Annotated in this window: 22 protein-coding genes; 14 read left to right on the forward strand and 8 right to left on the reverse strand. The window is 64.7% G+C overall.

What is annotated here, in order from left to right:
* Positions 1–28: 28 nt before the first annotated feature.
* The 8 genes from BRAGE_RS0120890 to urtA form a co-directional block, all read right to left on the reverse strand.
* On the reverse strand, positions 29–1,069 hold the full coding sequence (locus BRAGE_RS0120890; RefSeq protein WP_027557095.1) for an aliphatic amidase: 1,041 nt from the start codon (positions 1,067–1,069) through the stop codon (positions 29–31).
* A 45-nt stretch (positions 1,070–1,114) separates the two neighbouring features.
* Positions 1,115–1,465 carry an FmdB family zinc ribbon protein gene (locus BRAGE_RS0120895; RefSeq protein WP_027557094.1) on the reverse strand — a complete coding sequence of 117 codons (351 nt, stop codon included), beginning with the start codon at positions 1,463–1,465 and terminating at the stop codon, positions 1,115–1,117.
* A gap of 64 nt (positions 1,466–1,529) precedes the next feature.
* Positions 1,530–2,759, reverse strand: a complete 1,230-nt coding sequence (gene fmdA / locus BRAGE_RS0120900) for a formamidase (protein WP_027557093.1) — start codon at positions 2,757–2,759, stop codon at positions 1,530–1,532.
* 25 nt (positions 2,760–2,784) lie between these two features.
* The gene (gene urtE / locus BRAGE_RS0120905; protein ID WP_027557092.1) at positions 2,785–3,474 is read right to left on the reverse strand and encodes an urea ABC transporter ATP-binding subunit UrtE; all 690 of its coding nucleotides are present in this window, start codon (positions 3,472–3,474) and stop codon (positions 2,785–2,787) included.
* 11 nt (positions 3,475–3,485) lie between these two features.
* Positions 3,486–4,241 carry an urea ABC transporter ATP-binding protein UrtD gene (urtD, locus tag BRAGE_RS0120910; RefSeq protein ID WP_027557091.1) on the reverse strand — a complete coding sequence of 252 codons (756 nt, stop codon included), beginning with the start codon at positions 4,239–4,241 and terminating at the stop codon, positions 3,486–3,488.
* Between the two features lie 10 nt (positions 4,242–4,251).
* A complete protein-coding gene (gene urtC, locus BRAGE_RS0120915; RefSeq protein WP_027557090.1) occupies positions 4,252–5,391 on the reverse strand; it encodes an urea ABC transporter permease subunit UrtC in 1,140 nt (379 codons plus the stop codon).
* Positions 5,392–5,414: 23 nt separating this feature from the next.
* Complete coding sequence (gene urtB / locus BRAGE_RS0120920) at positions 5,415–6,341, reverse strand: urea ABC transporter permease subunit UrtB (RefSeq protein ID WP_027557089.1); 927 nt, start codon at positions 6,339–6,341, stop codon at positions 5,415–5,417.
* A 151-nt stretch (positions 6,342–6,492) separates the two neighbouring features.
* Entirely contained in the window at positions 6,493–7,752 is a 1,260-nt protein-coding gene (gene urtA, locus BRAGE_RS0120925) for an urea ABC transporter substrate-binding protein (RefSeq protein WP_027557088.1), read from the reverse strand.
* A 171-nt stretch (positions 7,753–7,923) separates the two neighbouring features.
* Here urtA and BRAGE_RS0120930 point away from each other — a divergent pair, with 171 nt between their 5' ends.
* The 14 genes from BRAGE_RS0120930 (at position 7,924) to BRAGE_RS0120995 (ending at position 25,950) form a co-directional block, all read left to right on the forward strand.
* A complete protein-coding gene (locus tag BRAGE_RS0120930; RefSeq protein WP_027557087.1) occupies positions 7,924–11,292 on the forward strand; it encodes a hybrid sensor histidine kinase/response regulator in 3,369 nt (1,122 codons plus the stop codon).
* Positions 11,282–12,208: a response regulator transcription factor gene (locus BRAGE_RS0120935; RefSeq protein WP_027557086.1), complete on the forward strand. Its 927-nt coding sequence runs from the start codon at positions 11,282–11,284 to the stop codon at positions 12,206–12,208. The genes BRAGE_RS0120930 and BRAGE_RS0120935 overlap by 11 nt, the downstream gene beginning before the upstream one ends.
* Positions 12,209–12,511: 303 nt before the next feature.
* The gene (locus tag BRAGE_RS0120940; protein ID WP_027557085.1) at positions 12,512–13,762 is read left to right on the forward strand and encodes an ABC transporter substrate-binding protein; all 1,251 of its coding nucleotides are present in this window, start codon (positions 12,512–12,514) and stop codon (positions 13,760–13,762) included.
* A 124-nt stretch (positions 13,763–13,886) separates the two neighbouring features.
* Positions 13,887–14,714 carry a helix-turn-helix domain-containing protein gene (locus BRAGE_RS0120945; protein WP_027557084.1) on the forward strand — a complete coding sequence of 276 codons (828 nt, stop codon included), beginning with the start codon at positions 13,887–13,889 and terminating at the stop codon, positions 14,712–14,714.
* Between the two features lie 191 nt (positions 14,715–14,905).
* Positions 14,906–15,916, forward strand: coding sequence for a branched-chain amino acid ABC transporter permease (locus tag BRAGE_RS0120950; protein WP_027557083.1), 1,011 nt, complete (start codon positions 14,906–14,908; stop codon positions 15,914–15,916).
* A 1-nt stretch (position 15,917) separates the two neighbouring features.
* Positions 15,918–17,000 carry a branched-chain amino acid ABC transporter permease gene (locus tag BRAGE_RS0120955; protein ID WP_027557082.1) on the forward strand — a complete coding sequence of 361 codons (1,083 nt, stop codon included), beginning with the start codon at positions 15,918–15,920 and terminating at the stop codon, positions 16,998–17,000.
* Positions 16,993–17,775, forward strand: coding sequence for an ABC transporter ATP-binding protein (locus BRAGE_RS0120960; protein WP_027557081.1), 783 nt, complete (start codon positions 16,993–16,995; stop codon positions 17,773–17,775). The genes BRAGE_RS0120955 and BRAGE_RS0120960 overlap by 8 nt, the downstream gene beginning before the upstream one ends.
* Positions 17,768–19,978: an ABC transporter permease gene (locus BRAGE_RS0120965; RefSeq protein ID WP_027557080.1), complete on the forward strand. Its 2,211-nt coding sequence runs from the start codon at positions 17,768–17,770 to the stop codon at positions 19,976–19,978. The genes BRAGE_RS0120960 and BRAGE_RS0120965 overlap by 8 nt, the downstream gene beginning before the upstream one ends.
* Before the next feature lie 3 nt (positions 19,979–19,981).
* On the forward strand, positions 19,982–20,815 hold the full coding sequence (locus tag BRAGE_RS0120970) for a phosphoenolpyruvate hydrolase family protein (RefSeq protein ID WP_027557079.1): 834 nt from the start codon (positions 19,982–19,984) through the stop codon (positions 20,813–20,815).
* Positions 20,816–20,841: 26 nt separating this feature from the next.
* Positions 20,842–23,751 carry a flotillin family protein gene (locus BRAGE_RS0120975; RefSeq protein WP_027557078.1) on the forward strand — a complete coding sequence of 970 codons (2,910 nt, stop codon included), beginning with the start codon at positions 20,842–20,844 and terminating at the stop codon, positions 23,749–23,751.
* A gap of 10 nt (positions 23,752–23,761) precedes the next feature.
* The gene (locus BRAGE_RS0120980) at positions 23,762–24,199 is read left to right on the forward strand and encodes an SRPBCC family protein (RefSeq protein ID WP_027557077.1); all 438 of its coding nucleotides are present in this window, start codon (positions 23,762–23,764) and stop codon (positions 24,197–24,199) included.
* A gap of 2 nt (positions 24,200–24,201) precedes the next feature.
* Positions 24,202–24,645, forward strand: coding sequence for an SRPBCC family protein (locus BRAGE_RS0120985; protein ID WP_027557076.1), 444 nt, complete (start codon positions 24,202–24,204; stop codon positions 24,643–24,645).
* A gap of 3 nt (positions 24,646–24,648) precedes the next feature.
* A complete protein-coding gene (locus BRAGE_RS0120990; protein ID WP_027557075.1) occupies positions 24,649–25,467 on the forward strand; it encodes an FAD binding domain-containing protein in 819 nt (272 codons plus the stop codon).
* Between the two features lie 6 nt (positions 25,468–25,473).
* Entirely contained in the window at positions 25,474–25,950 is a 477-nt protein-coding gene (locus BRAGE_RS0120995) for a (2Fe-2S)-binding protein (RefSeq protein ID WP_027557074.1), read from the forward strand.
* Positions 25,951–25,959 lie beyond the last annotated feature (9 nt).

Here is a 25,959-nt window from a genome sequence, read left to right on the forward strand (position 1 = left end):
CGCTCGCCGAAGCCCGCCGCTAGATGATCTAGTAATTCGTCGCGGACTTCTCGTTCGGAATCCCGTCGATCGGGCATTCCTCGGTGCCGACCATCGGGCGGGTCATCGCCTCGACCATGTCGCGTGTCCCTTCGGGGTCGGCGATCCACTTCGCGTAGAAATCGTAGGGACAGGCAGCGAGGCCTTTGGCGCTTTCGCCGGAATTGATCATGCCGGTGTAACCGCGATGCAAGAGCTTGAAGAGATGGTTCTGCGACTGGTTGTTGCGGCGGGCATCGCGGATCAGGCTCTTCGAAAGGCCGGCGTACTGGATGCCGTATTCCTCTTCGCCAGTCTCGCCCAGCGTACGGCCATCAAAGCCGACGATCGCGGAGTGGCCGAAATAAGAGTAGACGCCGTCAAAGCCCGCGGCGTTGGCCACCGCGACATAGACATTGTTCGCCCAGGCCATCGCCTTGGAGATCATCACCTGCTGCTCCTTGGCCGGATACATATAGCCCTGGCAGCGCACGATCAGCTCGGCGCCCTTCATCGCACAGTCGCGCCAGATCTCCGGATAGTTGCCGTCATCGCAGATGATCAGGCTGATCTTCAGGCCCTTGGGGCCTTCGGAGACATAGGTGCAATTGCCGGGATACCAGCCCTCGATCGGCACCCAAGGCATGATCTTGCGATACTTCTGCACGATCTCGCCCTTGTCGTTCATGAGGATCAGCGTGTTGTAGGGAGCCTTGTGCGGATGCTCCTCATGGCGCTCGCCGGTCAGCGAGAATACGCCCCACACCTTGGCCTTGCGGCAGGCTTCAGCAAAGATCGCGGTCTCCTCGCCCGGCACCTGCGAGGCGGTCTCGTACATCTCCTTGGAGTCGTACATGATGCCGTGGGTCGAATATTCCGGGAAGATGACGAGGTCCATGCCCGGCAGGCCGAGCTTCATGCCCACGACCATGTCGGCGATCTTGCGGGCGTTGTCGAGCACCTCGGCCTTGGTGTGCAGCCGCGGCATCTTGTAATTGACGACCGCGACACCGACCACGTCGTTGCTGGAGGAGATGTCACCGTGAAGCATTTGAAACGCCCTTCTGTTCTGGTTTGAGTTCTTCAGCTCGCAGCGTCAGTGGCTGATCATCCATGGCCGCGCGGTCGGGAAGCCGACGGCGCCGCTCTTGCTTTTGGTGACGAGCCGTCCCGGTTTCTTCTTGGTGCCCGTCCCGCAGCAGCCGCAGCCCGGACCGTGCGCGGCCTTGTACTGGTCGAGCGTCTTCGGCGCGTGCTTGCTGCGCTCGTTGGTGGCGTGCGCCTTGCGCTTGTCGGCCGGCATGCAGAAGAACGCCGGCGCGGTGAGGATCACACGCGGCGATTCCATCTCGCAGCGCGGACAGTCCTGCGGGTTGTCGCATTCGGCCATCGGCCGCATGTCGGTGAACGGACCGCAATCATCGCAGAGATAGTCATAGACGGGCATCGTCGCTCCCTTCGCTGTTGACGCCGGACGCGGGGCGCATCGCCCCGCATCCCTCGCGCTGGCATCACTTGTCCGGCGAGATCGGCATCTGGATGTCGCCCGTGATATGCTTCACAGGCCCTGCCGCCGACGGCATCACGTCGAAGTCAAAAATCTCGGTCGGCAGCCACAATGTGGCGCAGGCGTTGGGCACGTCGACCACGCCGGAGATGTGGCCCTGACATGGCGCGGTGCCGAGGATCGAATAGGCCTGGGCCCCGGAGTAGCCGAACTTCTTCAGGTACTCGATGGCGTTCAGGCATGCCTGGCGGTAGGCGATGTGAACGTCGAGGTAATGCTGCTTGCCGGCCTCATCGACCGAGATACCCTCGAAGATCAGATAGTCCTTGTAGTTCGGCGTGATCGGCGACGGCTTGAACACGGGGTTCTTGATGCCGTATTTCGCCACGCCGTCCTTGATGACGTCGACCTTGATGTGCAGCCAGCCGGCCATTTCGATCGCGCCGCAGAAGGTGATCTCGCCGTCGCCCTGGCTGAAATGCAGATCGCCCATCGAGAGGCCGCCGCCCGGTACATAGACCGGGAAGTAGATCTTCGAGCCACGCGACAGGTCCTTGATATCGCAATTGCCGCCATGCTCGCGCGGCGGCACGGTGCGGGCCCCCTCGAGACCGATCTTGGCCTTGACGTCACCCTTGGCCTGTCCGGCATGCGCGGTCGGTGCGAACGGCGGATTGGCAAGGCCGGGTACACGGGTCGGATTGGTCGCAATCAGCTCGGCTTCGCGCGCGTTCCAGGCCGCGAGCATCTTGGCATCGGGCAGACAGCCGATCAGACCGGGATGGATCAGGCCGGCGAAATTGACACCGGGTACGTGGCGCGACGATGTATAAAGGCCCTTGATGTCCCAGATCGACTTCTGCGCCAGCGGGAAGTGATCGGTCAGGAAGCCGCCGCCATTCTGCTTGGAAAAGAAGCCGTTGAAGCCCCACAGGCTCTCCTTGAGAGGACCGACGTCGAGCAGGTCGACCACGAGCAGATCGCCGGGCTCGGCACCCTTGACGCCGATCGGACCGGACAGGAAGTGCACGATCGACAGGTCGATATCGCGCACGTCGTCCGCCGAGTCGTTGTTCTTGATGAAGCCGCCGGTCCAGTCGACGGTCTCGATGATGAAGTCGTCGCCGGGGCTGACCCATTCGACGATCGGAACCTCCGGATGCCAGCGGTTGTGGATCTTGTCGTTTTCATAGGCCGACTTGGTGAGATCGACCTTGATCAGCGTATCTGGCATCGAGATGCTCCCCTTGGTTTACTGATTAGACGGACAGGAATTTCGAGATCTGCGCGGCATCGACGCTGTCGCGCGGATCGTCACGCACGATCTCGCCGTTCTCGATCACGAGCACGCGGTCAGCGATGTCGAGCGCGAAGCTCAGAACCTGCTCGGAGACGACGATCGACAGGCCGCGCTCGTCGCGGATGCGCTTCAAGGTGCGCGCCATCTCCTTGATGATCGACGGCTGGATGCCTTCGGTCGGCTCATCCAGCAGCAACACTTTCGGTTTGGTCGCGAGCGCCCGCGCGATCGCCAGCTGCTGCTGCTGCCCACCGGAGAGATTGCCGCCGCGACGTCCCTTCATCTCCAGCAGTACCGGAAACAGCTCGTAGATATCCTCCGGTACCTCGGAGCCGCCGGAGACGACGAGGCCGGTCTCGATGTTCTCCTTCACCGTCATGGTCGAGAAGATCATCCGCCCCTGCGGTACATAAGCGAGCCCCTTGGCGACGCGATCGTAGCTCGGCAGCGATCCGAGCTCGGTGCCGTCCATGGTCACCGAACCGCTCTTGGTCGGCACGATCCCCATCAGGGACTTCATCAGCGTGGTCTTGCCCATGCCGTTGCGGCCCATGATCGCGACGATCTCGTTTGGCGCGACCGACACGTTGAGGCCATGCAGCACCTCGCTCTGGCCGTAGGCGACGTGAAGATCATTGATTGCCAGCATCGACGCGCTCCTTAGTGTCCGAGGTAAACTTCGATCACTTTCGGATCGTTCTTCACCTTCGCCATGGTGCCCTCGGAGAGGATCTGGCCCTGGTGCAGCACCGTGACCTTGTGGGCGATGTCCTCGACGAATTTCATGTCGTGCTCGATCACCAGCACCGAGCGGTCCTTGATGATGCGGTTGAGCAGCTCGGCGGTTTTGGCGCGTTCCGACACGCTCATGCCGGCGACAGGCTCGTCGAGCATCAGCAGGTCCGGGTCCTGGATCAGCAGCATGCCGATCTCGAGCCACTGCTTCTGGCCGTGGCTCAGCAGCGCCGCGCTCATGTTGAGGCGATCCCTGAGGAAGATCATTTCAGCGACCTCATGGACCCGATCGCGCACGGCGGCGTCGCGGGTAAAGGTCAGCGCGCCGAACACGGTGCGGCCGCGCGGATAGGAGATCTCCAAATTCTCGAACACCGTGAGATCGTCGTAGATCGACGGGGTCTGGAATTTGCGGCCGACGCCGGCCTTGACGATCTGGTTCTCCTTCAGCTTGGTCAGGTCCTTGCCGCGGAATTCGATCGAGCCTGAGGTGGCCTTGGTCTTTCCGCAGATCAGGTCGAGCACGGTGGTCTTGCCGGCGCCATTGGGACCGATGATGACGCGGATCTCGTTCTCCTCGACATAGAACGAGAGATCGTTGACCGCCTTGAAGCCGTCGAAGGACACGGTGAGCCCTTCGACCGAGAGCAGAAAGGGTTTGGGCTGGTGACCTACGAGCATAAGATCCTCCTCACTCTGCCGGTGCGCCGTCGGCGACCGAGCTGTCGGTCCAGCCGGCCTTCGGCTTGCGCGTGCCGATCAGCTTGCTGATCCGCGGCTGGACGTGGTCTCCCCAGATGCCGGCGAGGCCGTTCGGGAATGCGAGCACCACGGCAATGAACAGGCCGCCGAGGCCGAACAGCCAGAGCTCGGGGAACGACTCGGAGAGGCTGGTCTTGGCGAAGTTGACGAGGATGGTGCCGTAGACTGCGCCGAGGATCGACAGCCGGCCGCCGACCGCGGTGTAGATCACCATCTCGATCGAGGGCACGATGCCGACAAAGGACGGGGACATGAAGCCGACGTTGAGCGCGAACATCGCGCCGCCGATCGCGGCGAAGATCGCGGCGATGCAGAAGGCGAAGATCTTGAAATTGGCGACGCTGTAGCCAGAGAAGCGGACCCGGTCCTCCTGGTCGCGCATCGCCACCAGGATGCGGCCGAGCTTCGAGTGGCGGACGAACTGTGCGATGAAGATGCAAGCGAACAGCAGGCCGACCTCGAAAAAGTAGAGCACGATCTTGGCGTGGTCGGGACGGATGTCCCAGCCCTTCAGCGTGCGGAGATCCGTCATACCGTTGATGCCGCCGGTATAGCCCTGCTGTCCCACGATCAGGATGGTGAGGATCGCAGCGACCGCTTGCGTGATGATCGCGAAGTAGGTGCCGCCGACGCGGCGCTTGAACATCGCAGCACCGATGATCAGGGCGAAGATGCCCGGTACCAGGATGACGGCGGCGATGGTGAAGGTCAGGCTGTGGAACGGCTTCCAGAAGAACGGCAGCGCGGTGATCTGATTCCAGTCCATGAAGTCGGGGATTCCCGGCGTCGACTGGATCTTGGTGTTCTCGACGCTCGACGCCTCGAGCTTGAGGAACATCGCCATGCAGTAGCCGCCGAGACCGAAGAATACGCCCTGCCCCAAGCTCAGGATGCCGCCATAGCCCCAGCAGATCACCAGTCCCAGCGCGACGAAGGCGTAGGTAAGATATTTGGCGACCAGGTTGAGGCGGAAGACGTCGAGGCAGAGCGGCAGGATCACGACCAGAAAGACCGCGAGCACCAGGATGCCGATCAACTCCGAACGCGTGGCAAAACGACTGTCGTTCATGGGTTCAGCCCCCTGCGCTTTCGTTATTTGCGGACCTTGAGGGCGAACAGTCCCTGCGGCCGCAGCATCAGAATTCCGACCACCGCAAGCAGCGTCAGCACCTTCGCCATCGAGCCCGACATGAAGAATTCGAGCGTCGACTGGGTCTGCGAGATCGAGAAGGCCGATGCGATGGTGCCGAGCAGGCTGGCGGCGCCGCCGAACACGACGACCAGGAAGGTGTCGACGATGTAGAGCTGGCCCGACGTCGGCCCGGTCGAGCCGATCATGGTGAAGGCGGAGCCGGCGACGCCGGCGATGCCGCAGCCGAGCGCGAAGGTGTAGCGGTCGACCTTCGCAGTATTGATACCGACGGCGCCCGCCATGATACGGTTCTGCACCACGGCGCGAACCTGGCGGCCCCAGCGCGAGCGGAACATGATGTAGGCGACGCCGATCGTGATCAGCACCGTCAGGCCCATCACGAAGACGCCGTTGATCGGAACTTCGATGGAGTCCGTGACATGGAGCGAGCCGAGCATCCACTGCGGCAGCTCGACGCCGACCTCGCGCGCGCCGAAGATCGAGCGATAGGCCTGCTGCAACATGAGGCTGAGCCCCCAGGTCGCAAGCAGCGTGTCGAGCGGCCGCTTGTAGAGGTGCCGGATCAGCACCCATTCGACCAGCATCCCGAGTGCGCCGGAAGCCAGGAAGGCCAATATCATCGCGAGGAAGAAGTAGCCGCTGAACAGGCTTGGAAGGTAGGACTGGAAGAAATTCGACGTCATCCAGGTGACGTAGGCGCCCAGGATCATGAACTCGCCATGGGCCATGTTGATGACGCCCATCTGGCCGAAGATGATCGCGAGCCCCAGCGCCATCAGCACGTAGACGGAAAACAGGATCAGGCCGGCAAAGCCCTGCATGACGAAGATCGAGCCGAGGTCGCCAATCGAATAGTCGCCGAACATCTGGTTTCTCCGTCGAGAACAGCGTCTCGCGTCCGAGGGCACAGGGTCCCGCGTCGCGATTGAAAATCGCGACGCGGGGTCGTGAGACGCGGATTGACGGCCCGCGTCAGGGAGCTCTTGCTTGGGGAACGTTCGCGGAAGGCTTGCGCGCTTACTGGTAGCCCTTCGGGAACGGATCCGGCTCGACCAGATCGGCGGTCTCGTAGATCAGCTCGAACTGACCATCGAGCTTGGCGCGACCGACGCGGGTTTTCGACCAGAGATGATGGTTCTCGTGGATGCGCACATAGCCCTCGGGTGCGCCCTTGAATTCCACGCCCGGCGAGGCGGCCGCGATCTTGTCGACGTCGAAGCTGCCGGCCTTTTCGACCGTCAATTTCCAGAGCCATGGGCCGAGATAGGCCGCCTGCGTCACGTCACCAATCACGGTCTTCTCGCCCCAGATCTTCTTGAAGGCGGCGACGAACGCCTTGTTGTTGGCATTGTCGAGCGACTGGAAGTACTTCATGCAGGCGTAGGCACCCGCGATGTTCTCGCCGCCGATGCCGTCAATCTCGTCCTCGGTCACCGAGATCGTCAGCAGCGCCTGCTTGGAGAGATCGATGCCGGCTGCCTTGAGCTGCTTGTAGAAGGCGACGTTCGAGCCGCCGACCACGTCGGTGAAGATCACGTCCGGCTTGGTCAGCTTGATCTTGTTGATGACCGAATTGAACTGGGTGTTGCCGAGCGGGTAATATTCCTCGCCGACCACCTTGCCCTTCAGCACGTTCTCGACGTGCTTGCGCGCGATCTTGTTCGAGGTACGGGGCCAGATGTAGTCGGAGCCGACGAAGAAGAACGATTTGGCGCCCTTCTCCTTGGCGATCCAGTTCAGGCCAGCGAGGATCTGCTGGGTGGCTTCCTGGCCGGTGTAGATCACGTTCTTGGACTGCTCGAGGCCTTCGTAGAAGGTCGGGTAGTAGAGCATGCCGTTGTACTGCTCGACGACCGGCAGCACCGCCTTGCGTGAGGCCGAGGTCCAGCAGCCCATGATGGCCGCGACCTTGTCGTTGACGAGGAGCTTCTTGGCCTTCTCCGCGAAGGTCGGCCAGTCGCTGGCGCCGTCTTCCTGGATGACCTTGATCTTGCGGCCGAGCACACCGCCGGCAGCGTTGATCTGCTCGATCGCGAGCTTCTCGGCTTCGATCGAGCCGGTCTCCGAGATCGCCATCGTGCCGGTGGCCGAGTGCAGGATGCCGACGGTGACTTCGGTATCGGTGACCGCGAGACCCGTAGTGTTGACTGCCGAGGTCGCCGGAGCCTGCGCGAAGGACGCCTTCGGCAGCATCGTAATGGCCGGCACAGCGGCCATTCCCATCAATAGTTTGCGCCGAAGCGGCGACAACAAGCCTTTATTTGCGTCTTCTGACATGAGCACCCCACTGTTTGTTTTCGAGGACACGCGATTGGTGCCGTGAGGATGGCTCGAATTTGTGCAGCGCAAGCATACGCAAGATCGCGTATACTGCACCGCAAAATGCCGACGTAGGCTTTTGGTACGGGATTTGCGTGGCTTGCGGGTCCGTATCGGGAGTGGGGTTAAGTGGCAGGGCGGCAGCGAATAGACCGCGTCAGGCGCCAATACAACCAGTGGGTTGCCAACCAGACGCTGGAAGACTACGCGCTGCGCTTCACCGCCAAGAGCGCGCGGCGCTGGTCCGCCGCCCGCGTCGCCAACACCGCGCTGGGCGCAATCTCCTTCCTTGCGCTTGAAGCGATCGGCGGCACCATCACGCTGAATTACGGCGCCAGCAACGCAACCGCAGCGATCCTGGTCGTCAGCGTCATCATCTTCCTGTGCGGACTGCCGATTGCCTATTATGCCGCCAAATGCGGCATCGATATCGACCTGCTGACCCGCGGCGCCGGTTTTGGCTATATCGGCTCGACGATCACTTCGCTGATCTACGCCTCCTTCACTTTTATCTTCTTCGCCTTCGAGGCGGTCATTCTGGCAGCGGCGCTGGAGATGTGCTTCGGCATTCCCCGTCCGCTCGGCTATCTCATCAGCGCCATCGTCATCATCCCGCTGGTGACCTACGGCATCACCCTGATCAGCCGCTTCCAGCTTTGGACGCAGCCACTATGGGTCGTCCTTCATCTCCTTCCGTTCCTGGCGATCGCCTGGGCCAATCCGCATTCGTTCACGGAGTGGCGACACTTCGCCGGCGAGCATGGCGATCCGAACGGGCATCTCGATCTCCTGCTGTTCGGCACCGCGGCGTCGGTGGTGTTTTCGCTGGTGGCGCAGATCGGTGAGCAGGTCGACTTCCTGCGCTTTCTGCCGCGCGACCGCCGCACCTCCAAGACCTCGTGGTGGATCGCCCTGCTCAGCGCCGGCCCGGGCTGGATCATCTTCGGCGCGCTCAAACTGCTGGTCGGCTCCTTCCTGGCCTATTTCGCACTGAGCCACGGCGTCGCGCTCGAACAAGCTGCCGAGCCCGCCAACATGTATCTGGAAGCGTTTCGCTACGTGCTGTCGCAGCCGGACCTGGCGCTGGCGCTGACCGGCACCTTCGTCGTCCTCTCGCAGGTCAAGATCAACGTCACCAACGCCTATGCCGGCTCGATCGCGTGGTCGAACTTCTTCTCGCGGTTGACGCACAGCCATCCCGGCCGCGTGGTCTGGCTGGTGTTCAACGTGATGGTGGCGCTGCTGCTGATGGAGATCGGCGTCTACAAGGCGCTGGAGCAGACGCTCGCGCTCTACTCCAACGTCGCGATCGCCTGGGTCGGCGCGCTGGTCGCCGATCTCGTGATCAACAAGCCACTCGGCCTCCGCCCGCCGCAGATCGAGTTCAAGCGCGCACATCTCTACGACATCAACCCGGTCGGCGTAGGCGCCATGACCATCGCGACCATTGTTTCGATCAGCGCGTTCTATGGCCTGTTCGGCCCGACCGCGAAGGCGCTGTCGGCTTTCGTCGCGCTCGCTGCGGCCTTCATCGCGGCGCCGCTGATCGCGTGGGCCACCGAAGGCAGGTACTACATCGCCCGCAAGCCGAAGCGGAGCTGGCAGAGCGTCGAGGCGATCCAGTGCTGCATCTGCGAGCATTCGTTCGAGCCGGAGGACATGGCCTCATGCCCCGCCTATGCCGGGCCAATCTGCTCGCTGTGCTGCTCGCTCGACGCCCGGTGCCATGATCTCTGCAAGCCGCACGCACGGGCCGGCGCGCAGGTGTCAGAAGCGCTCGGCAGGATGTTGCCCGAGGCGATCCATACCCGGATCAATTCGCAGTTCGGCCAGTATATCGGCGTGTTCGCGGTATCGGCCGGTCTCGTCGGGCTCGTGCTCGGACTGATCTACCTGCAAACCTCGGCGACCGTGCACGCCGATGCGCTGCTGGCTGACGTGTTATGGAAGGTGTTCTTCGCGCTGATCATCATCATCGGCGTTGTCGCCTGGCTGTTCGTGCTGGCGCAGCAGAGCCGTCGCGCGGCGGAGGAAGAGACGCGGCGGCAGACGGCGCTCTTGATCCAGGAAATCGACGCGCACAAGCGCACCGACGCCGAATTGCAGCGCGCCAAGGAGGTCGCGGAGTCCGCCAACCTCGCCAAGAGCCGCTATGTCGTTGGACTAAGCCACGAGCTCCGCTCGCCGCTGAACGCGATCTCCGGCTATGCGCAGCTGCTCGAGCAGGACAACAGTTTGCAGGCGCGACCGCGCGATCAGGTGCGCGTGGTCCGCCGCAGCGCGGATCATCTGTCGGGATTGATCGACGGCATCCTCGACATCTCCAAGATCGAGGCCGGACGGCTCTATCTGTCCCGCGACGAGGTTCGCCTCAACGATTTCCTCGATCAGCTCGTCGGCATGTTCCGCCTGCAGGCTGCCGCCAAAGGCATCGACTTCGTGTTCAAGCGGCCGGCGGTGCTGCCGGTCGTGGTCTATGCGGACGAAAAGCGGCTGCGGCAGATCCTGATCAACCTGCTCTCAAACGCGATCAAGTTCACGCAAACCGGCAGCGTCAAGTTCGTGGTGCATTATCGCAGCCCCGTGGCCGAGTTCGAGGTCGTCGATACCGGCCCCGGCATCCAGCCGGACGATCTCGAACGCATCTTCGCCCCCTTCGAGCGCGGCGCGCTCGGCGTGGCGCAGCCCCAGACCGGTACAGGTCTCGGCCTCACCATCAGCCGCCTCCTCGCGGGCGTGATGGGCGGCGACATCAAGGTGACGAGCACGGTCGGCGCCGGTGCGACCTTCCGCGTGAAACTCCTGCTCTCCGAGGTCACCAATCCCCGGCGTGATGCCCCGGTGGAGGCGCCGATCTACGGCTATCTCGGACCGCGCAAGACGATCCTGATCACCGATGACGATCCGACTCATCGCGATCTGCTGCGCGAGGTGCTGGCGCCGCTCGGCTTCATCCTGCTCAGCGCTCCCGACGGCCCCGGCTGCCTCGCGTTGGCGCAGCACTGCCGGCCCGATCTGTTCCTGCTCGACATCTCCATGGCAGGCATGGACGGCTGGGCGGTGGCGGAGACCTTGCGTGCCAACGGCCATCACACAGCGCGCATCCTGATGGTGTCGGCCAGCGCGCTGGAGGCGCATGGCGCGCCGCTGGCGCAGCCGTTCCATGACGGCTATCTGATGAAGCCGATCGACATCCCGCGGCTGCTGGAAACCATCCGCCAGTTGCTCAAGCTCGAATGGCAGTACGAGGCCGACCAGGTGCCGGTGCCGCTGTGGAAGCCGGAGAGCGGCTCGCGCCCTCCGGTGAAATATGTCGAGGAGCTGATCGACCTTGGCCGGCTCGGCTATGTCCGGGCGATCCAGCTCAAGCTCGACGAAATCGGCACCGAGCTGCCGGAGCACGCCGACTTTGTCACCCACATGCGCGCCCTGCTCGACCGCTTCGATCTCGACCAATACATGGCGACGCTGAAAACCTTGCACAGCTATGATCACTGATCCCAGAAAACGCGACGTCGCCCTCGTCGTCGACGACTCTCCCGAGACGCTGCGGCTCCTGACCGACGCGCTGGACGGCGCAGGCATGACCGTCATGGTCGCGCTCGATGGCGTATCCGCAATGCGGATCGTCGACCAGATCACGCCCGACATCGTGCTGCTCGATGCGGTGATGCCCGGCATGGACGGGTTTGAGACCTGCAAGCGGCTGAAGCGCGATGCCGGGCTCGACGGCGTGCCGATTATCTTCATGACGGGCCTTGCCGAGACCGAGCACATCGTGCGCGGGCTCGAAGCCGGCGGGGTCGACTATGTGACGAAGCCGATCGTGGTCGAGGAGATGCTGGCGCGGATCCGCGTCCACCTCGCCAATGCCCGGATGACCCAGAGCGCGCGCGCTGCCCTCGATGTCTCCGGCCGCTATCTGCTCGCGGTCAACAGCAAGGGCAAGTTGTTATGGGCGACGCCGCAGGCCCAAAGGCTTCTCGCGGATACGCTGGCCGACGACACCATCGACGAGTTCGTGCTGCCCGACCCTATGCCGCAATGGCTCGACCAGGTCCAGAAGGGCAAATCCGCCCCGAAGACCACGACCATGCCCGCTCTCCCCGGCAACGAGCAATTGCGGCTGCAATATATGGGCAAGCTCGGTCCGAACGAATTCCTGCTTCGTCTTGCCAAGGATTCCGGCGCCGATACGCCGGTGGAGTTTTCAAGAGAGCTAGGCCTTACCGCACGTGAAGCGGAAGTGCTGTCCTGGCTGTCCAAAGGAAAGACCAACCGGGATATCGCGCAAATCCTGGGTTTGAGCCCGCGGACCGTCGACAAGCATCTCGAGCAAATCTATTCCAAGCTGGGCGTCGAGAATCGCACCGCGGCGGCCGCGATCGCGGTCAAGGCCAAAGATTTGAAGTAAGAGAGGCGCGTCGCGCGAGCGTTCCGACGAGACTGAGCCGTGCGCAGCAGTCGTCTCCCAGATAATCGTGCAGGTGGCAGCCAGCCGCGACAGGCCCTTTTCCGGCGCGAGCTTCTGCTGCAGCGCGAAACCATCTGCGCCGCAACATTCAAAAATGAGACTGCCCGTCAAGCCGGACGAGGCCTCCGCGCAGGCACCGCATTCGACTTCGGATAGCTTCCCTCGAAAGCCGCGGGCCGCTGAGAGCCACGGGCGTCGCGCTGGTTTGGCGCGGCACAAATCGACGACACAGGGAGGAGCACAATGTCGAAATGCAGTATCGGACTGCTCGCGCTGAGCAGCCTGTTTCTTTCAGGCGCGGCGATCGCCCAGGAAAAAATCAAGGTGGGCGTGACCGCGACCCTCGAAGGCACCTATACGGTGCTCGGCGAGGACGGCATGCGCGGCCATCAGACGGCGCTCAACGTGCTGGGCAAGAAGATCGGCGACAAGGAGCTCGAATTCATCGTCGCCTCGACCGATGCGACGCCGGACTCCGCAGTGCGCGCAGTCCGCAAGCTGATCGAACAGGACAAGGTGCAGATCCTGCTGTCGCCGCTCTCCGGCGACGAAGGCATCGCGGTGAAGAACTTTGCCAAGACCCACCCCGAGCTGACCTTCATCAACGCCGCATCGGGCGCGCAGGAAACGACCTATGTCGATCCTGCCCCGAACTTCTTCCGCTACAACATGGACGGCGCCCAGTGGCAGGTCGGCCTCGGCAAATACGCCTATGAGGACAAGAAGTATCGCAAGATCGCGACCGTCGGCGAGGACTATTCCTTCATCTATACCCAGGTGTTCGGGCTGGTGCTCGAATTCTGCGGCATGGGCGGACAGGTGACCAACCGGCAATGGGTGCCGCTCGGAACCAAGGACTTCGCCTCGGTGATCGCCGCCCTGCCCGACGATGTCGATGCCATCTATCTCGGCCTCGGCGGCGCGGATGCCGTCAACTTCCTCAACCAGTATCAGCAGGCCGGCGGCAAGGCGCATCTGATGGGCGGTTCCATCATGATCGACCAGACCATCCTGTCGTCAAAGGGCAATGCCAAGAACGCCCTGATCGGCACCATCGCGGCGAGCGGCCAAGCCGACACCTGGGAGGATCCGGGCTGGCAGAAATTCGTGAAGGCCTATCAGGACGCGTTCCCGCCGAACAAGCGCTTCCCGAGCCCCTCGCTGCTGGCCACCAACTACTACGGCTCGACGATGGCCTTGATCCTCGCACTGCGCGAGGTCAACGGCGATCTCAGCGACAATCAGTCGAAATTCAAGGCTGCGCTGGCGAAGATCGAGCTCGACGCGCCGAACGGCAAGATCAAGCTCGACTCCAACCGCCAGGCGATCGGCACCAATTTCGTCACCGAGGTCGTCGATGACGGCAAGGGCGCGCTGTTCAGCAAGGTCGTGAAGGTGATCCCGAACGTGAACCAGACGCTCGGTTATGATCCTGCGGTGTTCTCGAAGATCGGCCTGCCGAGCCGCACCGTACCGGAATGTAAGAAGTACTGACGCATCACCATCGGCAAGAAGCAACCGGGGAGCGACTCGCTGACGCGGTCGCTCTCCGCTCTTGCAATCTCGGCGGCGTTGTTGAACGCTGGCTGAAAAGAAGAAACATTCGGGAGGGGAAGGCATGAGCCGTGCGCTCGCCGTCTTCCACGGCCGGTTCGGCCGGGCGACGGTTTATCAGTTGAACCGCCCTTTCAATATCCACGCCCATCGTGAAGGTCATCTGATCTTCCATGTCGGCGGCATGTCTGCATGCATTGATGTCTCAGACGGACACTATGATCTCACCGAGACCTCCGTGGTCGCCGTCAATCCGTGGGAGCCACACAACTTCCTGCCGAGCGATCTCGATGGCGGCGCCATCTTCTTCGTGCTCTATGTCAACGCCGAATGGTTCGCGCCCGATACCCCGGGCACCGACCGCCTACGGTTCGGCCGCACCCAGTTCAGGCGCACGCCTGCACTCGACAAGCACATCAGACGGACCGCCGCGCTCGTGTGCGGCGCACCATCCCTCTCCAGTCTCGATTCCGAGCTGAGGCGGCTGATCGACATCTGCTACGACGAAAGCTGGCAGCAGGCCGAGATCGCGCGCGATCCGCGCGCAAGCGGCTCCGTCACCGATTTCCGCGTGCGCAAATGCATCAAGATGATGTCGGAAAGCCCAGGCGCCGAGATCGAGCTCGATACGATCGCCCGCGAGTCCGGCCTGTCGCGCCCGCACTTCTACCGGCTGTTCCGTGTCCAGACCGGCGTCACCCCGAACCTCTACCTCAACACACTGATCATGGAACAGGCGCTCGAAGCGCTGGTGGCCAGCGAGACGCCGATCGCTGACATCGGCTTCGATCTCGGCTTCTCCTCGCAGAGCGGTTTCACCCGCTTCTTCGCCGCCAATGTGGGAATGGCCCCGACCGATTATCGCCGCGCAGCCAAGGTTTTGCGGGCCTGACCGCTGCACGAAAAGATACTCACGATCAAACGTCGCCCTCGCCGCCCGGCTAGGATGCGGGCAACGCGATCCAGAGATGATCGCGACCGACGGGAGCGCACGTCCATGGCAAGGCCTGCAGCCGCTGTAGGGCTGTCCGACCTGCATTTTACGAACTTTCGGCGTGTCGCCCGGACAAGCGGACGGCGCACATGAGCCGTTTCATCGAACGCCATCCCGCCTGGGCGCTGATCACGATCATCGCCGTTGCCGTCGTGCTCTGGCTGGTCTTCGCGGTCTGGCCGCCGGGTCTCGAAGAGGTGATCGGCCGCAAGCGCGTCTTCCTCAACGCCGTCTTCAACGGCATCACGCTCGGGGGCCTCTACTTCCTCGTCGCCAGCGGCTTCACGCTGATCTTCGGCCTGATGCGCAACGTCAATCTCGCGCACGGCTCGCTCTATCTGTTCGGCGGCTATGTCGGCTACGCCATCAGCACGGCGACCGGCTCCTGGCTGCTCAGCTTCATCGTCGCCTTCGTCCTGACGGCCCTGGTCGGCGTGCTGCTGCAGGTGATCGTGTTCCGGCGCATGGAGGGTCAGGACCTCAGGCAGACCATGGTGACGATCGGGCTGTCGATCGTGTTTGCCGATCTCATGCTGTGGGCCTGCGGCGGTGATTTCTATCAGATCCAGACCCCGAGCTGGCTGATCGGGCCCATAGACCTGCCGTTGATCACGGCGGTGAAGTCCTCGGGCGAGCCGGTCTATCTCAGATATCCGATGGTCCGGCTCGTGATCTTCGCCGCGTCCGTGGTCATTGGCGTTGCGATGTGGCTCGCGCTCAACCGCACCCGGATCGGCATGATCATCCGCGCCGGCGTCGATGATCGCGACATCCTGGCTGCGACCGGTGTGCGCATCCAGCTCGTCTTCGTCCTGGTGTTCGCATTTGGCGCTGGCCTTGCCGGCATCGCCGGCGTGGTCGGCGGCACGTTCCAGTCGTTGTCGCCGGGCGAGGACATCCGCTTCCTGCTGGCCTCGCTCGTGGTCGTGATCGTCGGCGGCATGGGCTCGATCCCCGGTGCGGCGCTCGGCGCGCTGATCATCGGCCTCGCCGAGCAGCTCGGCTCGGTCTACATCCCGACCTACGCCATCGTCGTGACCTTCCTGATCATGGTGCTGGTGCTGGCGATCCGGCCGCAAGGCCTGTTGGCGAGGCGCTGACATGTCGCTCGCGCACGATGCCCGCGTTGCCGTTCGTTCTGCCGCCGGAGCAGAGCGCCCCGCGCGGACCTGGCCGGAGATCGACAATCCCGCCGCCTGGGTCGTTGCGGCCATTCTTGTCATCATGCCGCTGATTGCCAACGGCTTCTTCCTGATCGAGATCTTCGCGACCACGCTGATCCTCGGCACAATGGCGCTGAGCCTGATGTTCCTCGCCGGTTATGGCGGCATGGTCAGCCTGATGCAGCTCACCATCGCGGGCTTCTCGGCCTACATGGTCGCCGTGTTCGGCGTCAGCGGCAACGCCAATATCAGCCTGGGCTGGCCCTGGTGGCTCGCCGTTCCCATGGCGCTCGCACTGGCGACTGCCTTCGGCACGCTCGGCGGCGCGCTCGCGGTGCGCACTGAAGGCATCTACACCATCATGATCACGCTCGCGATTGGAGCTGCCTTCTACTATTTCACCAACCAGAACTGGGCGATCTTCAACGGCCATACCGGCATCAACACCGTGGCAACGCCGCACTTCTGGGGCGTCAACTGGCGCGCCGACATCCCCTTCTACTATGTGGTGCTCGCGGTTGCCGCGCTCTGCTATTTCGCCGTCGAATATCTCTCGCGCGCACCCTTCGGCCTTGCGCTTCAGGGCGTCCGCGACAATCCGCGGCGCATGGCTGCGCTGGGCTTCAACGTCAACGCCCATCGCGTCGCCGCCTATGCCTTTGCGTCCTTCGTCGCCGCGCTCGCCGGCGTGCTCCAGGTCTGGAACTACCGGCAGATCTCGCCGGGCTCGGTCAGCGTCGGGGCCTGCATCGACGTGCTGATCATCTCCGTGGTCGGAGGCATCACCCGCCCGATCGGCCCCTTCATCGGCGCGCTGATCTTCGTGCTGCTGCGCACCTTCGCACTCGACTTCCTGGTCCGGCTCGGGCTCGACGGCAACCGCTTCCGCCTGCTGATCGGGCTCGGCTTCCTCGCCATCGTGTTCTGGTCTTCCGACGGCGTCGTCGGCCTGTGGCAGCGCTGGCGTCAGAGTCAGCGTCCTCGCGCGGACCGCCCAGGCGGAGGGCGCGGTCATGGATAGCGTCGCTCATCGCCTTTCCGCCGTCGGCGCCGGCGCCGCGCTGGAACTACGCGGCGTGACCCGGCTGTTCGGCGCGCTCGCCGCGCTGACCGACGTCACCATCACGGTAAAGCCGGGTGAGCGGCGTGCCGTGCTCGGTTCAAACGGCGCCGGCAAGACCACGCTGTTCAACTGCATCACCGGCGACTTCCCGCCATCCTCCGGCACCATTCGCTTCTTCGGCGAGGACGTCACCCACTTCCCGCCCTATGAACGCATCCGCCGCGGGCTGCGCCGGACCTACCAGATCTCGGCGCTGTTCCCGGGCCTCACCGTTCAGGACAACGTCTATCTCGCCTGCCGCGGCGTCTCGCGCGGACGTTTCTCGTTCCTGCGCCCGGGGCAGAACGACGCGCTGATGCATGCCGCCGACAACCTCGTCCAGGCCGTGCATCTGTCGGCCGTGAAGGACCAGCGCGTGGCCGAGCTCGCGCACGGCCAGCAGCGCCAGCTCGAAATCGCGCTCGCGCTGGCCGGCGCCCCGCGCTTCGTCCTGTTCGACGAGCCGGCCGCGGGCCTGTCGCCGACCGAGCGGGCCGAGCTGATCGAGATCCTGACCTCTCTGCCGGCCCACATCGGCTACATCATCATCGAGCACGACATGGACGTCGCGCTGCGCGTCGTCGAGAGCGTCACGATGATGCACAACGGACGCGTCTTCAAGGAAGGCTTGCCGCAGGAGATCCAGTCCGATCCCGAGGTGCAGGAGCTCTATCTCGGAGGCGGCCATGAATGAGGCTCGCCGAACTTCCGCCGCGCTCGAGGTCCGTGGCCTCGACGTCTATTACGGCCACTCGCACGCGCTGCAGGGCGTCGACCTCACGCTGGAGAGCGGCGTGTTCTCCGTCGTCGGCCGCAACGGCATGGGCAAGACCACGCTGTGCAAGGCGATCATGGGGCTGGTCGGCGTGAGTGGCGGATCGATCCGCGTCCGCGGCGAGGATGTCACGCGGCGGCCACCGGCCCAGATCGCCCGGCTCGGCGTCGGTTATGTGCCGCAAGGTCGCCGTCTCTGGCGCTCGCTCAGCGTCGACGAGCATTTGCGGCTCGCCGGCGGGCTGCGCTCCGGCGCCTGGACCGTCGAGCGCATCTACGACACCTTCCCGCGGCTCGCTGAACGCAAGGATCACGGCGGCGGCCAGCTTTCCGGCGGAGAGCAGCAAATGCTGGCGATCTCGCGCGCGCTGCTCACCAATCCGCATCTCCTGATCATGGACGAGCCGACCGAGGGCCTTGCGCCCGTCATCGTCGCCCAGGTCGAGGAGATGCTGCTGCGGCTGGGCGAGGACGGTGACATGTCCGTGCTCGTGATCGAGCAGAACATCGGTGTTGCCACCGCGATCTCGCGCAACGTCGCGATCATGGTCAACGGCCGCGTCCACCGGATCATTGACTCCGCGCGGCTCGCTGCCGACCGCGAGCTGCAGCAGCGCCTGCTCGGCGTCGGGCTTCATGCGGAGCTGGAACCAGATGTCGATATATCTACGGCCGCTGCCGGCCCGAAACCGGCGCCGGCGCCACGCCCAGGCGGGCCGATCCGCATCTACATCTCCAACCCCGCGCCACCGACGCGATGGTCGCAGCCGGTGCCGATCGCGCGCATCGAGGCAGCGGCCCGCACACGGTCGACAGAGGTCACGCGGCTGGAGGAGACGACGCGGCGCAGGCGCGAGCCGATAGCGGCGCAGACCGCAGGACCGCCTGTCGTGCTGGTCGTCGGCACGCTCGATACCAAGGGCCAGGAGCTGCGCTTCATCCGCGACATCATCGCAGCAACCGGCCTTCGCACGCGGCTGGTCGACGTCTCGACCAGCGGCAAGCATTCCAGCTGCGATGTCTCTGCGCAGGAGATCGCGCTCAACCACGGCCGCGGCGGTGCGGCCGTGTTCGGCCCTGACCGCGGCGCCGCTGTGACCGCGATGGCCGATGCGTTCGCCAGCTGGCTGCGGCGACAAGGCAATGTCGCCGGCGTGATCTCGGCCGGCGGCTCGGGCGCGGCGTCGCTGGTTGCGCCGGGCATGCGTGCCCTGCCCGTCGGCGTGCCAAAACTGATCATCTCGTCCATCGCCTCAGGCGATGTCGGGCCCTATGTCGGCCCCGCCGACATCACCATGATGTACTCGGTCACCGACGTGCAGGGGCTGAATGCGATCTCGCGCGCCGTGCTGGGCAATGGCGCCAATGCGCTCGCCGGCATGGTCAAGGCAAGGCTCGATGCGCGTGCCGCCACAGGGCGAGAGGCCGGCGGCCTGCCCTCGGTCGGCATCACCATGTTTGGCGTCACCACACCGGCGGTGCAGAAGATCGCGGCCGAGCTGCGCGACGACTTCGAATGTCTCGTCTTCCACGCCACCGGCGTTGGCGGCCGCTCCATGGAAAAGCTCGTCGAGTCTGGTCAGCTTGCCGGCGTCATCGACCTCACCACGACCGAGATCTGCGACCTGCTGATGGGCGGCGTGTTTCCGGCGACCGAAGACCGCTTTGGCGCGGTCATCCGCAGCCGGCTGCCCTATGTCGGCTCGGTCGGCGCGCTCGACATGGTCAATTTCGGCGCGCCCGACACCATTCCCGAACGCTACCGCGGCCGCAAGTTCCACGTCCACAATCCGCAGGTGACGTTGATGCGGACCACGGCTGAGGAGAACGAGCGCATGGGCCGCTGGATCGCCGAGCGGCTGAACCAGATGGACGGCCCTGTCCGCTTCTTCCTGCCCGAGGGCGGCGTCTCTGCGCTCGATGCGCGCGGCCAGCCGTTCTGGGATCCGGACGCCGACGCGGCGCTGTTCCGCGCGCTGGAGCGCGACGTGCGCCAGACCAGCAACCGCCAGCTCATTCGCACGCCTAAGAACATCAACGATCCCGACTTCGCCGCCGCCATTGTCAGTGCGTTCCGAACTCTGTTCGGCCGAACCGGCGCGCGGCGGAGATTAGCGAGGTGACCGATGGCCAGGTTTGAACGCGCAGCCCTCCTGAAGAAGTTCCGCGACATGGCGAGGCGCGGCGAGCCGATCGTCGGCGGCGGTGCCGGCACCGGCCTGTCGGCCAAATGCGAGGAAGCCGGCGGCGTCGATCTCATCGTGATCTACAATTCCGGGCGCTACCGCATGGCCGGCCGCGGCTCGCTCGCCGGCCTGATGGCGTACGGCGATGCCAACGCCATCGTGCTCGAAATGGCCAGTGAAGTGCTCCCGGTGGTCGACCAGACCCCGGTGCTTGCGGGCGTCAACGGCACCGATCCGTTCCGCGACATGGATGTCTTCCTTGACCAGCTCAAGGCACTCGGGTTTGCGGGCGTCCAGAACTTCCCGACGGTCGGCCTGATCGACGGCACCTTCCGCGCCAATCTCGAAGAGACCGGCATGTCCTATGCGCTCGAGATCGACATGATCGCGAAGGCGCACGACAAGGACATGCTGACCACCCCCTACGTGTTCAGCGAGAAGGAAGCCGCCGCGATGGCGATCGCCGGCGCCGACATCATTGTCTGCCACATGGGTCTGACGACGGGCGGCACGATCGGCGCGCAGACGGCCCTGAAGCTCAAGGACTGCCCCGCGCGGATCGACACCTGGGCCACAGCAGCGCTCAGCGTCAATCCGGACATCCTGGTGCTGGCCCATGGCGGTCCGATCGCCGATCCCGCCGATGCCGATTTCATCATGAAGAACACCCGCCATTGCCACGGCTTCTACGGCGCCTCCTCGATGGAGCGGCTACCCGTGGAGCGGGCGCTGACGGAGCAGGTACGTCAATTCAAGGCGATCGGCGCGCGGTAACGCCGGAAGGTTCGAGGGAGGGAAAGATGTCAGGAATGCTGGTCGGTGAATTGATCCTCTGGCTGATCGTCGCGATCATCGTGATCGTGGTCGGCGTCTATATCGTCAACTGGCTCTACCACCGCTCCTCCAAAGAGACGTCATTCGTCCGGACCGGTTTCCTTGGCGAACGTGTGGTAATCAACGGCGGCGCCTTCGTACTGCCGTTCATCCACGACTACACGCCGGTCAACATGAACGTGCTGCCGATGGGCATCGTGCGTTCGAAGCAGGATGCCGTGATCACCCGCGACCGCATGCGCGTCGATATCGAGGCTGATTTTTATGTCCGGGTGCAGCCGACTCGCGAAGCCGTCTCGATTGCTGCCGCAACGCTCGGCCGCCGCACCATGGAACCGGGGCAGCTACATGCCCTGCTCGCCGGCAAGTTCATCTCGGCGATCCGTTCGGTCGCCTCCGAAATGACGATGGAGGAGATGCATGAGCGGCGCGGCGACTATGTCGCGCGGGTCAAGACCAACGCGGCCGAGGCGCTCGCGCAGAACGGGCTCGAGCTGGAGTCGGTCGCGATCACCGATCTCGACCAGACCGACCTCGAATTCTTCAACCCCTCGAACCGCTTCGACGCCGAAGGTCTGACGCGCCTGATGGAGGATATCGAGGCGAGGCGCAAGCTGCGCAACGACATCGAGCAGGACTCGATGATCAAGATCCGCTCCCGCAACCTGGAGGCCGAGCGGCAGGCGCTCGAAATCGAGCGCGAGAGCGAGACCGCGCGGCTGGAACAGGAACGCGACATCGAGATGCGCCGCGCGCTGCAGCGCACCGAAGTGGCCCGCGAGCGTGCACTGCGCGAGACCGAGGCCGAGCAAGCGCAGATCTCGGCACGCGAGGCCATCGAGCGCGCCCGCATCGCCAACGACCAGGCGATTGCGGAGGCGCGCATCGCCTCGGAGCGCGAGACCCGCCAGAGGGAGATCGAGCGAACCCGGACGATCGAGGAGAAGGAGCTGCTGGCTCGGGAGGAGATCGAGAAGACTCGGATCGCGAACCAGCGCTCGATCGACACCACCCGCATCGCCTCCGAGCGTGAGGTCCGCCAGCGCGAGATCGAGCGCATGCGCACGGTCGAGGAAGCCGAGATCGCCGCCCGCGAAGCCATCGAGAAGGCCCGCATCCAGCAGGATCGCGTCGTCACCGATGCCCGTATCGCCAATGAAGAGGAAACACGGCGCCGCGAGATCGAGCGCACCCGCGCCGTCGACGAGGCCGAAATCGCCGCGCGCGAGGCCACCGAAAAGGCCCGCATTGCCCAGACCATGACGGTCAATGTCGAGCGCATCTCCTCGGACGAGCGCACCCGCGCGCTGGAGATCCAGCAGGTGCGCACCATCCAGGAAGCCGAGATCGAGGCGCAGCGCGCGGTCGAAGCCGCCCGCATCGCCCGCGAGCGGACGCTCGCCGCAGAGCGCATCGCCGCCGAACAGAACACCCGGCAGCTGGAGATCGAGCGCAACCAGACGCTGGACGTCGCCGGCATCGCGGCCCGCGAAGCGACGGAAGCCTCCCGTATTGCGCAGGAGGAGCGCGTGCGGTCGCTCGAGATTGCCCGCAACCGCGCCGTCGAGGAAGCCGACATCGCCTCGCGCGAGGCGATCGAGGCGGCCCGCATCGCCCAAGAGAAGGCGGTCGCGGCCGAGCGCATCCAGGCCGACCGGGAGACCAGGGCGCTCGAGATCGAGCGGACCGGCACATTGGAGGCAGCCGAGCTGAAGCGGCGCGACGCCATCGAGCGCCAGCGCATCACGGTCGATCTGGCGCTCGAGGCCGAGCGCATCAATTCCTCCAAGAAACGCGAGGTGCTCAACATCGAGCAGAAGAAGGCCGTCGAGATCGCGGACGAGGACCGCGTCATCGCCCTCTCCACCAAACGCTCCGAGCGCATCGATGCCGACCGCCAGGTCAAGCAGGCCGAGATCGTCGCGCGCAAGGAGGTCGAGACCACCGACGTCTCGCGCGAGCAGGCGCTCGAGGCCGCCCGTATCGAGCGGCGGCGTGCGATCGAGCAGCTCGAGGTCGCCCGCGTCCAGTCGCTACAGGAGGCCGAAATCGCCGCGCGCGAGGAGGTCGAGCGTGCCCGCATCGCCTCTGACCGCGGGCTGGACGAGGCCCGCATCGGGCGCGAGCGCGAGCTGCGCAAGCTCGAGGTCAACCGCGAGAAGGATGTCGAGACCGTGCTGATGGAGAAGGCGATCGCCATCCATCAAAAGTCGCTGGAGGAGTCGGCGGCGCGCGCAGCCGCCGAGGAAGCGCGGATGCGAGCCACCGAAGCGGCCGAGCGCGTCGTCACCGCGCGCGAGAGCGAGATCGCCAAGCGTCGCAAGACCGTCGAAGTGCTGCTGGCCGAGAAGCAGGCCGAGGAGACCCGGATCGCGGCCGAAGCCGAGCGTGTGCGCGCCGCTGTCGAGGCCGAGGCCCAGCGGATGCTCAACGAGGCCGAGAACGTGCTGACCGACCAGGCGCGCTACTCGCTGTTCCGCCGCAAGCTGCTCGACCGCATCGAGGGTATCGTGCGCGAGAGCGTCAAGCCGATGGAGAAGATCGAGGGCATCCGCATCCTCCAGGTCGACGGCCTCAACGGCAACGGACATGGCGGCGGCAATGGCGGCCGCAGCGCCACCGACGAGGTGATCGACTCCGCCCTGCGCTACCGCGTCCAGGCGCCGCTGATCGATTCCATCCTGTCCGACATCGGCGTCGAGGGCGGCAGCCTGGCAAAGATGCCCGGACTGATCCGCGAGGCCCGCGACATGCAGGGCATCAAGGATTCCGCGCGCAAGGGTGGCGGTGGCGGCGACAAGCCGGCGGCCTCCCCGCCGGCGGCCGAGGGCAGCGGCGAGCCGCCGGCCGAGCGCGGTCCGCGGAAGAAGAGCTGAGGTCTAGGTCATGGCCCGCGTCTACGTCTCCACCGTCGTCAATGCCCGCAACGACCGAGTCTGGGCACGGGTGCGCGATTTCAATGGCATGCCGAACTGGCACCCGGCCATCGCCGAGAGCCGCATCGAGGGCGGCGAGCCCTCCGACAAGATCGGCTGCGTCAGGGACTTTCGCCTCCGCAACGGCGACCGCATCCGCGAGAAGCTGCTCGGCCTCTCCGACTACGACATGTTCTGCACCTATTCGATCCTGGAATCGCCGATGGGCGTCGAGAACTACGTGGCAACCCTGCGGCTCACGCCCGTTACCGACGGCGACCAGACTTTCATGGAATGGACCGCGGAATTCGACTGCGCGCCGGAACGGGAGAACGAGCTCGTGAGCAATATCGGCGGCGGCGTGTTTCAGGGCGGCTTCGACGCCCTGAAGCGTGTGTTCGGAGGCTAGCCGTGCCGCATGTTGTCAAGAGCACGATCCTGAACGCGCCGACCGACGCGGTGTGGGAGGTGCTGCGCGATTTTAACGGCCATGACCGCTGGCACCCGGCAGTTGCGACCTCCTCGATCGAACGCGCGCAATCCGCCGACAAGATCGGCTGCGTCAGGCGGTTCAAGCTCAAGGACGGCTCCGAGCTGCGCGAGCAATTGCTGGCGCTGTCCGACCTCGAACAGACCTTCAGCTATTGCCTGCTTGATACGCCGATCCCGATGTTCAACTACGTCGCCCACGTCCGCCTGCTGCCGGTGACCGACGGTGACCGCACCTTCTGGCACTGGGAGTCGCGGTTCACGACCAGGTCCGAGGACCGGGACCGTATCACCCACATGGTTGCCGAGGACATTTATCAGGTCGGGTTCGAGGCAATCCGCCGGCACATGAAGGAGGCCGCTTAAGCCATGGCCGTGACGGTAAAGACCTTTGCGAATGCGAGCGAAGCGGCCGGCGCGCTGTCCTCGGACCGCAGCGCGCGCTATCTCGGCGGCGGCACGCTGGTGATGCGGGCGCTGAACGAGGGCGACGTCTCGATCTCGACGATCGTTCGCGCCAGCGACCAGGCGCTGAGCCGGATCGATGCTTCCGGCCCGCGCGTGACGCTGGGCGCCGGCGTCACCTTCGCGCGCGTGCTCGCCGAACGCGACCTCGCCTTCCTGCACGCCCCTGCCCGCTCGATCGGCGGTCCGGCCGTGCGCAACATGGGGACCATTGGCGGCAATCTGTTCGCGCCGAGCCCTTACGGCGATTTCACCGTGGCGTTGCTCGCGCTCGACGCCACCGTCGCTGTCGCAGGCGGCTTCGGCACACGCGACATCCCGATCGAGGAGTTTCTGCAGGCGCGCGACCGGCAGGCCGGCACGCTGGTGCTCTCGGTGTCCTGCACCCGGCCGGCCAGCACGGAGGCCTTCCGCTATCGCAAGATCGCGCGCATCAAGCCGAAGGGCGGCTCGGTGATCACGCTCGCCGTGCACCTGCCGATCTCTGGCGGCCGGATTGCGGGCGCGCGGATCGCGCTGGGCTCGATGGCGCCGACGCAGATCCGCGCTCGCGCCGCCGAACGCGCACTGGAGGGCCGCTCGCTGGATGCCGCGACCATCGCGGCCGCGGCATCCGCCGCGAGCGAAGGAACATCACCATCGGACAACGCGCTCGGCAGCGCCTGGTACCGCCGCGAGATCGTCGGCGTGCATCTGCGGCGTCTGCTGTCCGGACAGGAATAGATCGCCATGTCGAAGATCCCCCTGCAATTTCGCCACAACGGCCGCGACGTCGCAATCTTCGTCGACGGTGGCACCAATCTCCTCGTTGCACTTCGCGAGCTGATCGGCGACATGACGCCGAAATTCGGCTGCGGCCAGGGCGGCTGCGGCACTTGCAGCGTGCTGGTCGAAGGCGAGCTGCACCTCTCCTGCCTGACTCTCGCCGAGACGGTCGCCGGCCGCTCGGTCGAGACGCTCGACGGCATGAAGCAGGGCCCGAACCTGCATCCGCTGCAGCGCGCTTTCGCCGACCATTTCGCCGCCCAGTGCGGCTATTGCACGCCGGGCATGCTGATGGCCGCCAAGGCCCTGCTCGACCGCAACCCGTCGCCGAGCCGCGACGAGGTCGTCGAGGCGATCTCCGGCAACATCTGCCGCTGCACCGGCTATGAGCCGATCATCAATGCCATCCTCGCCGCCGCGAGCGGCCGGGTCAGCGCGTAAGGGAACGCG

Origin of the sequence: Bradyrhizobium genosp. SA-4 str. CB756 (genome assembly GCF_000473125.1) — a bacterium.
Classification (GTDB): Bacteria; Pseudomonadota; Alphaproteobacteria; order Rhizobiales; family Xanthobacteraceae; genus Bradyrhizobium; species Bradyrhizobium arachidis.

Excerpts from the sequence above, each read along its gene's own strand:
- BRAGE_RS0120890 (WP_027557095.1), bottom strand. The coding sequence starts at position 1,069 with ATGCTTCACGGTGACATCTCCTCCAGCAACGACGTGGTCGGTGTCGCG.
- BRAGE_RS0120895 (WP_027557094.1), bottom strand. The coding sequence starts at position 1,465 with ATGCCCGTCTATGACTATCTCTGCGATGATTGCGGTCCGTTCACCGAC.
- fmdA (WP_027557093.1), bottom strand. The coding sequence starts at position 2,759 with ATGCCAGATACGCTGATCAAGGTCGATCTCACCAAGTCGGCCTATGAA.
- urtE (WP_027557092.1), bottom strand. The coding sequence starts at position 3,474 with ATGCTGGCAATCAATGATCTTCACGTCGCCTACGGCCAGAGCGAGGTG.
- urtD (WP_027557091.1), bottom strand. The coding sequence starts at position 4,241 with ATGCTCGTAGGTCACCAGCCCAAACCCTTTCTGCTCTCGGTCGAAGGG.
- urtC (WP_027557090.1), bottom strand. The coding sequence starts at position 5,391 with ATGAACGACAGTCGTTTTGCCACGCGTTCGGAGTTGATCGGCATCCTG.
- urtB (WP_027557089.1), bottom strand. The coding sequence starts at position 6,341 with ATGTTCGGCGACTATTCGATTGGCGACCTCGGCTCGATCTTCGTCATG.
- urtA (WP_027557088.1), bottom strand. The coding sequence starts at position 7,752 with ATGTCAGAAGACGCAAATAAAGGCTTGTTGTCGCCGCTTCGGCGCAAA.
- BRAGE_RS0120935 (WP_027557086.1), top strand. The coding sequence starts at position 11,282 with ATGATCACTGATCCCAGAAAACGCGACGTCGCCCTCGTCGTCGACGAC.
- BRAGE_RS0120940 (WP_027557085.1), top strand. The coding sequence starts at position 12,512 with ATGTCGAAATGCAGTATCGGACTGCTCGCGCTGAGCAGCCTGTTTCTT.
- BRAGE_RS0120945 (WP_027557084.1), top strand. The coding sequence starts at position 13,887 with ATGAGCCGTGCGCTCGCCGTCTTCCACGGCCGGTTCGGCCGGGCGACG.
- BRAGE_RS0120950 (WP_027557083.1), top strand. The coding sequence starts at position 14,906 with ATGAGCCGTTTCATCGAACGCCATCCCGCCTGGGCGCTGATCACGATC.
- BRAGE_RS0120955 (WP_027557082.1), top strand. The coding sequence starts at position 15,918 with ATGTCGCTCGCGCACGATGCCCGCGTTGCCGTTCGTTCTGCCGCCGGA.
- BRAGE_RS0120960 (WP_027557081.1), top strand. The coding sequence starts at position 16,993 with ATGGATAGCGTCGCTCATCGCCTTTCCGCCGTCGGCGCCGGCGCCGCG.
- BRAGE_RS0120965 (WP_027557080.1), top strand. The coding sequence starts at position 17,768 with ATGAATGAGGCTCGCCGAACTTCCGCCGCGCTCGAGGTCCGTGGCCTC.
- BRAGE_RS0120970 (WP_027557079.1), top strand. The coding sequence starts at position 19,982 with ATGGCCAGGTTTGAACGCGCAGCCCTCCTGAAGAAGTTCCGCGACATG.
- BRAGE_RS0120975 (WP_027557078.1), top strand. The coding sequence starts at position 20,842 with ATGTCAGGAATGCTGGTCGGTGAATTGATCCTCTGGCTGATCGTCGCG.
- BRAGE_RS0120980 (WP_027557077.1), top strand. The coding sequence starts at position 23,762 with ATGGCCCGCGTCTACGTCTCCACCGTCGTCAATGCCCGCAACGACCGA.
- BRAGE_RS0120990 (WP_027557075.1), top strand. The coding sequence starts at position 24,649 with ATGGCCGTGACGGTAAAGACCTTTGCGAATGCGAGCGAAGCGGCCGGC.
- BRAGE_RS0120995 (WP_027557074.1), top strand. The coding sequence starts at position 25,474 with ATGTCGAAGATCCCCCTGCAATTTCGCCACAACGGCCGCGACGTCGCA.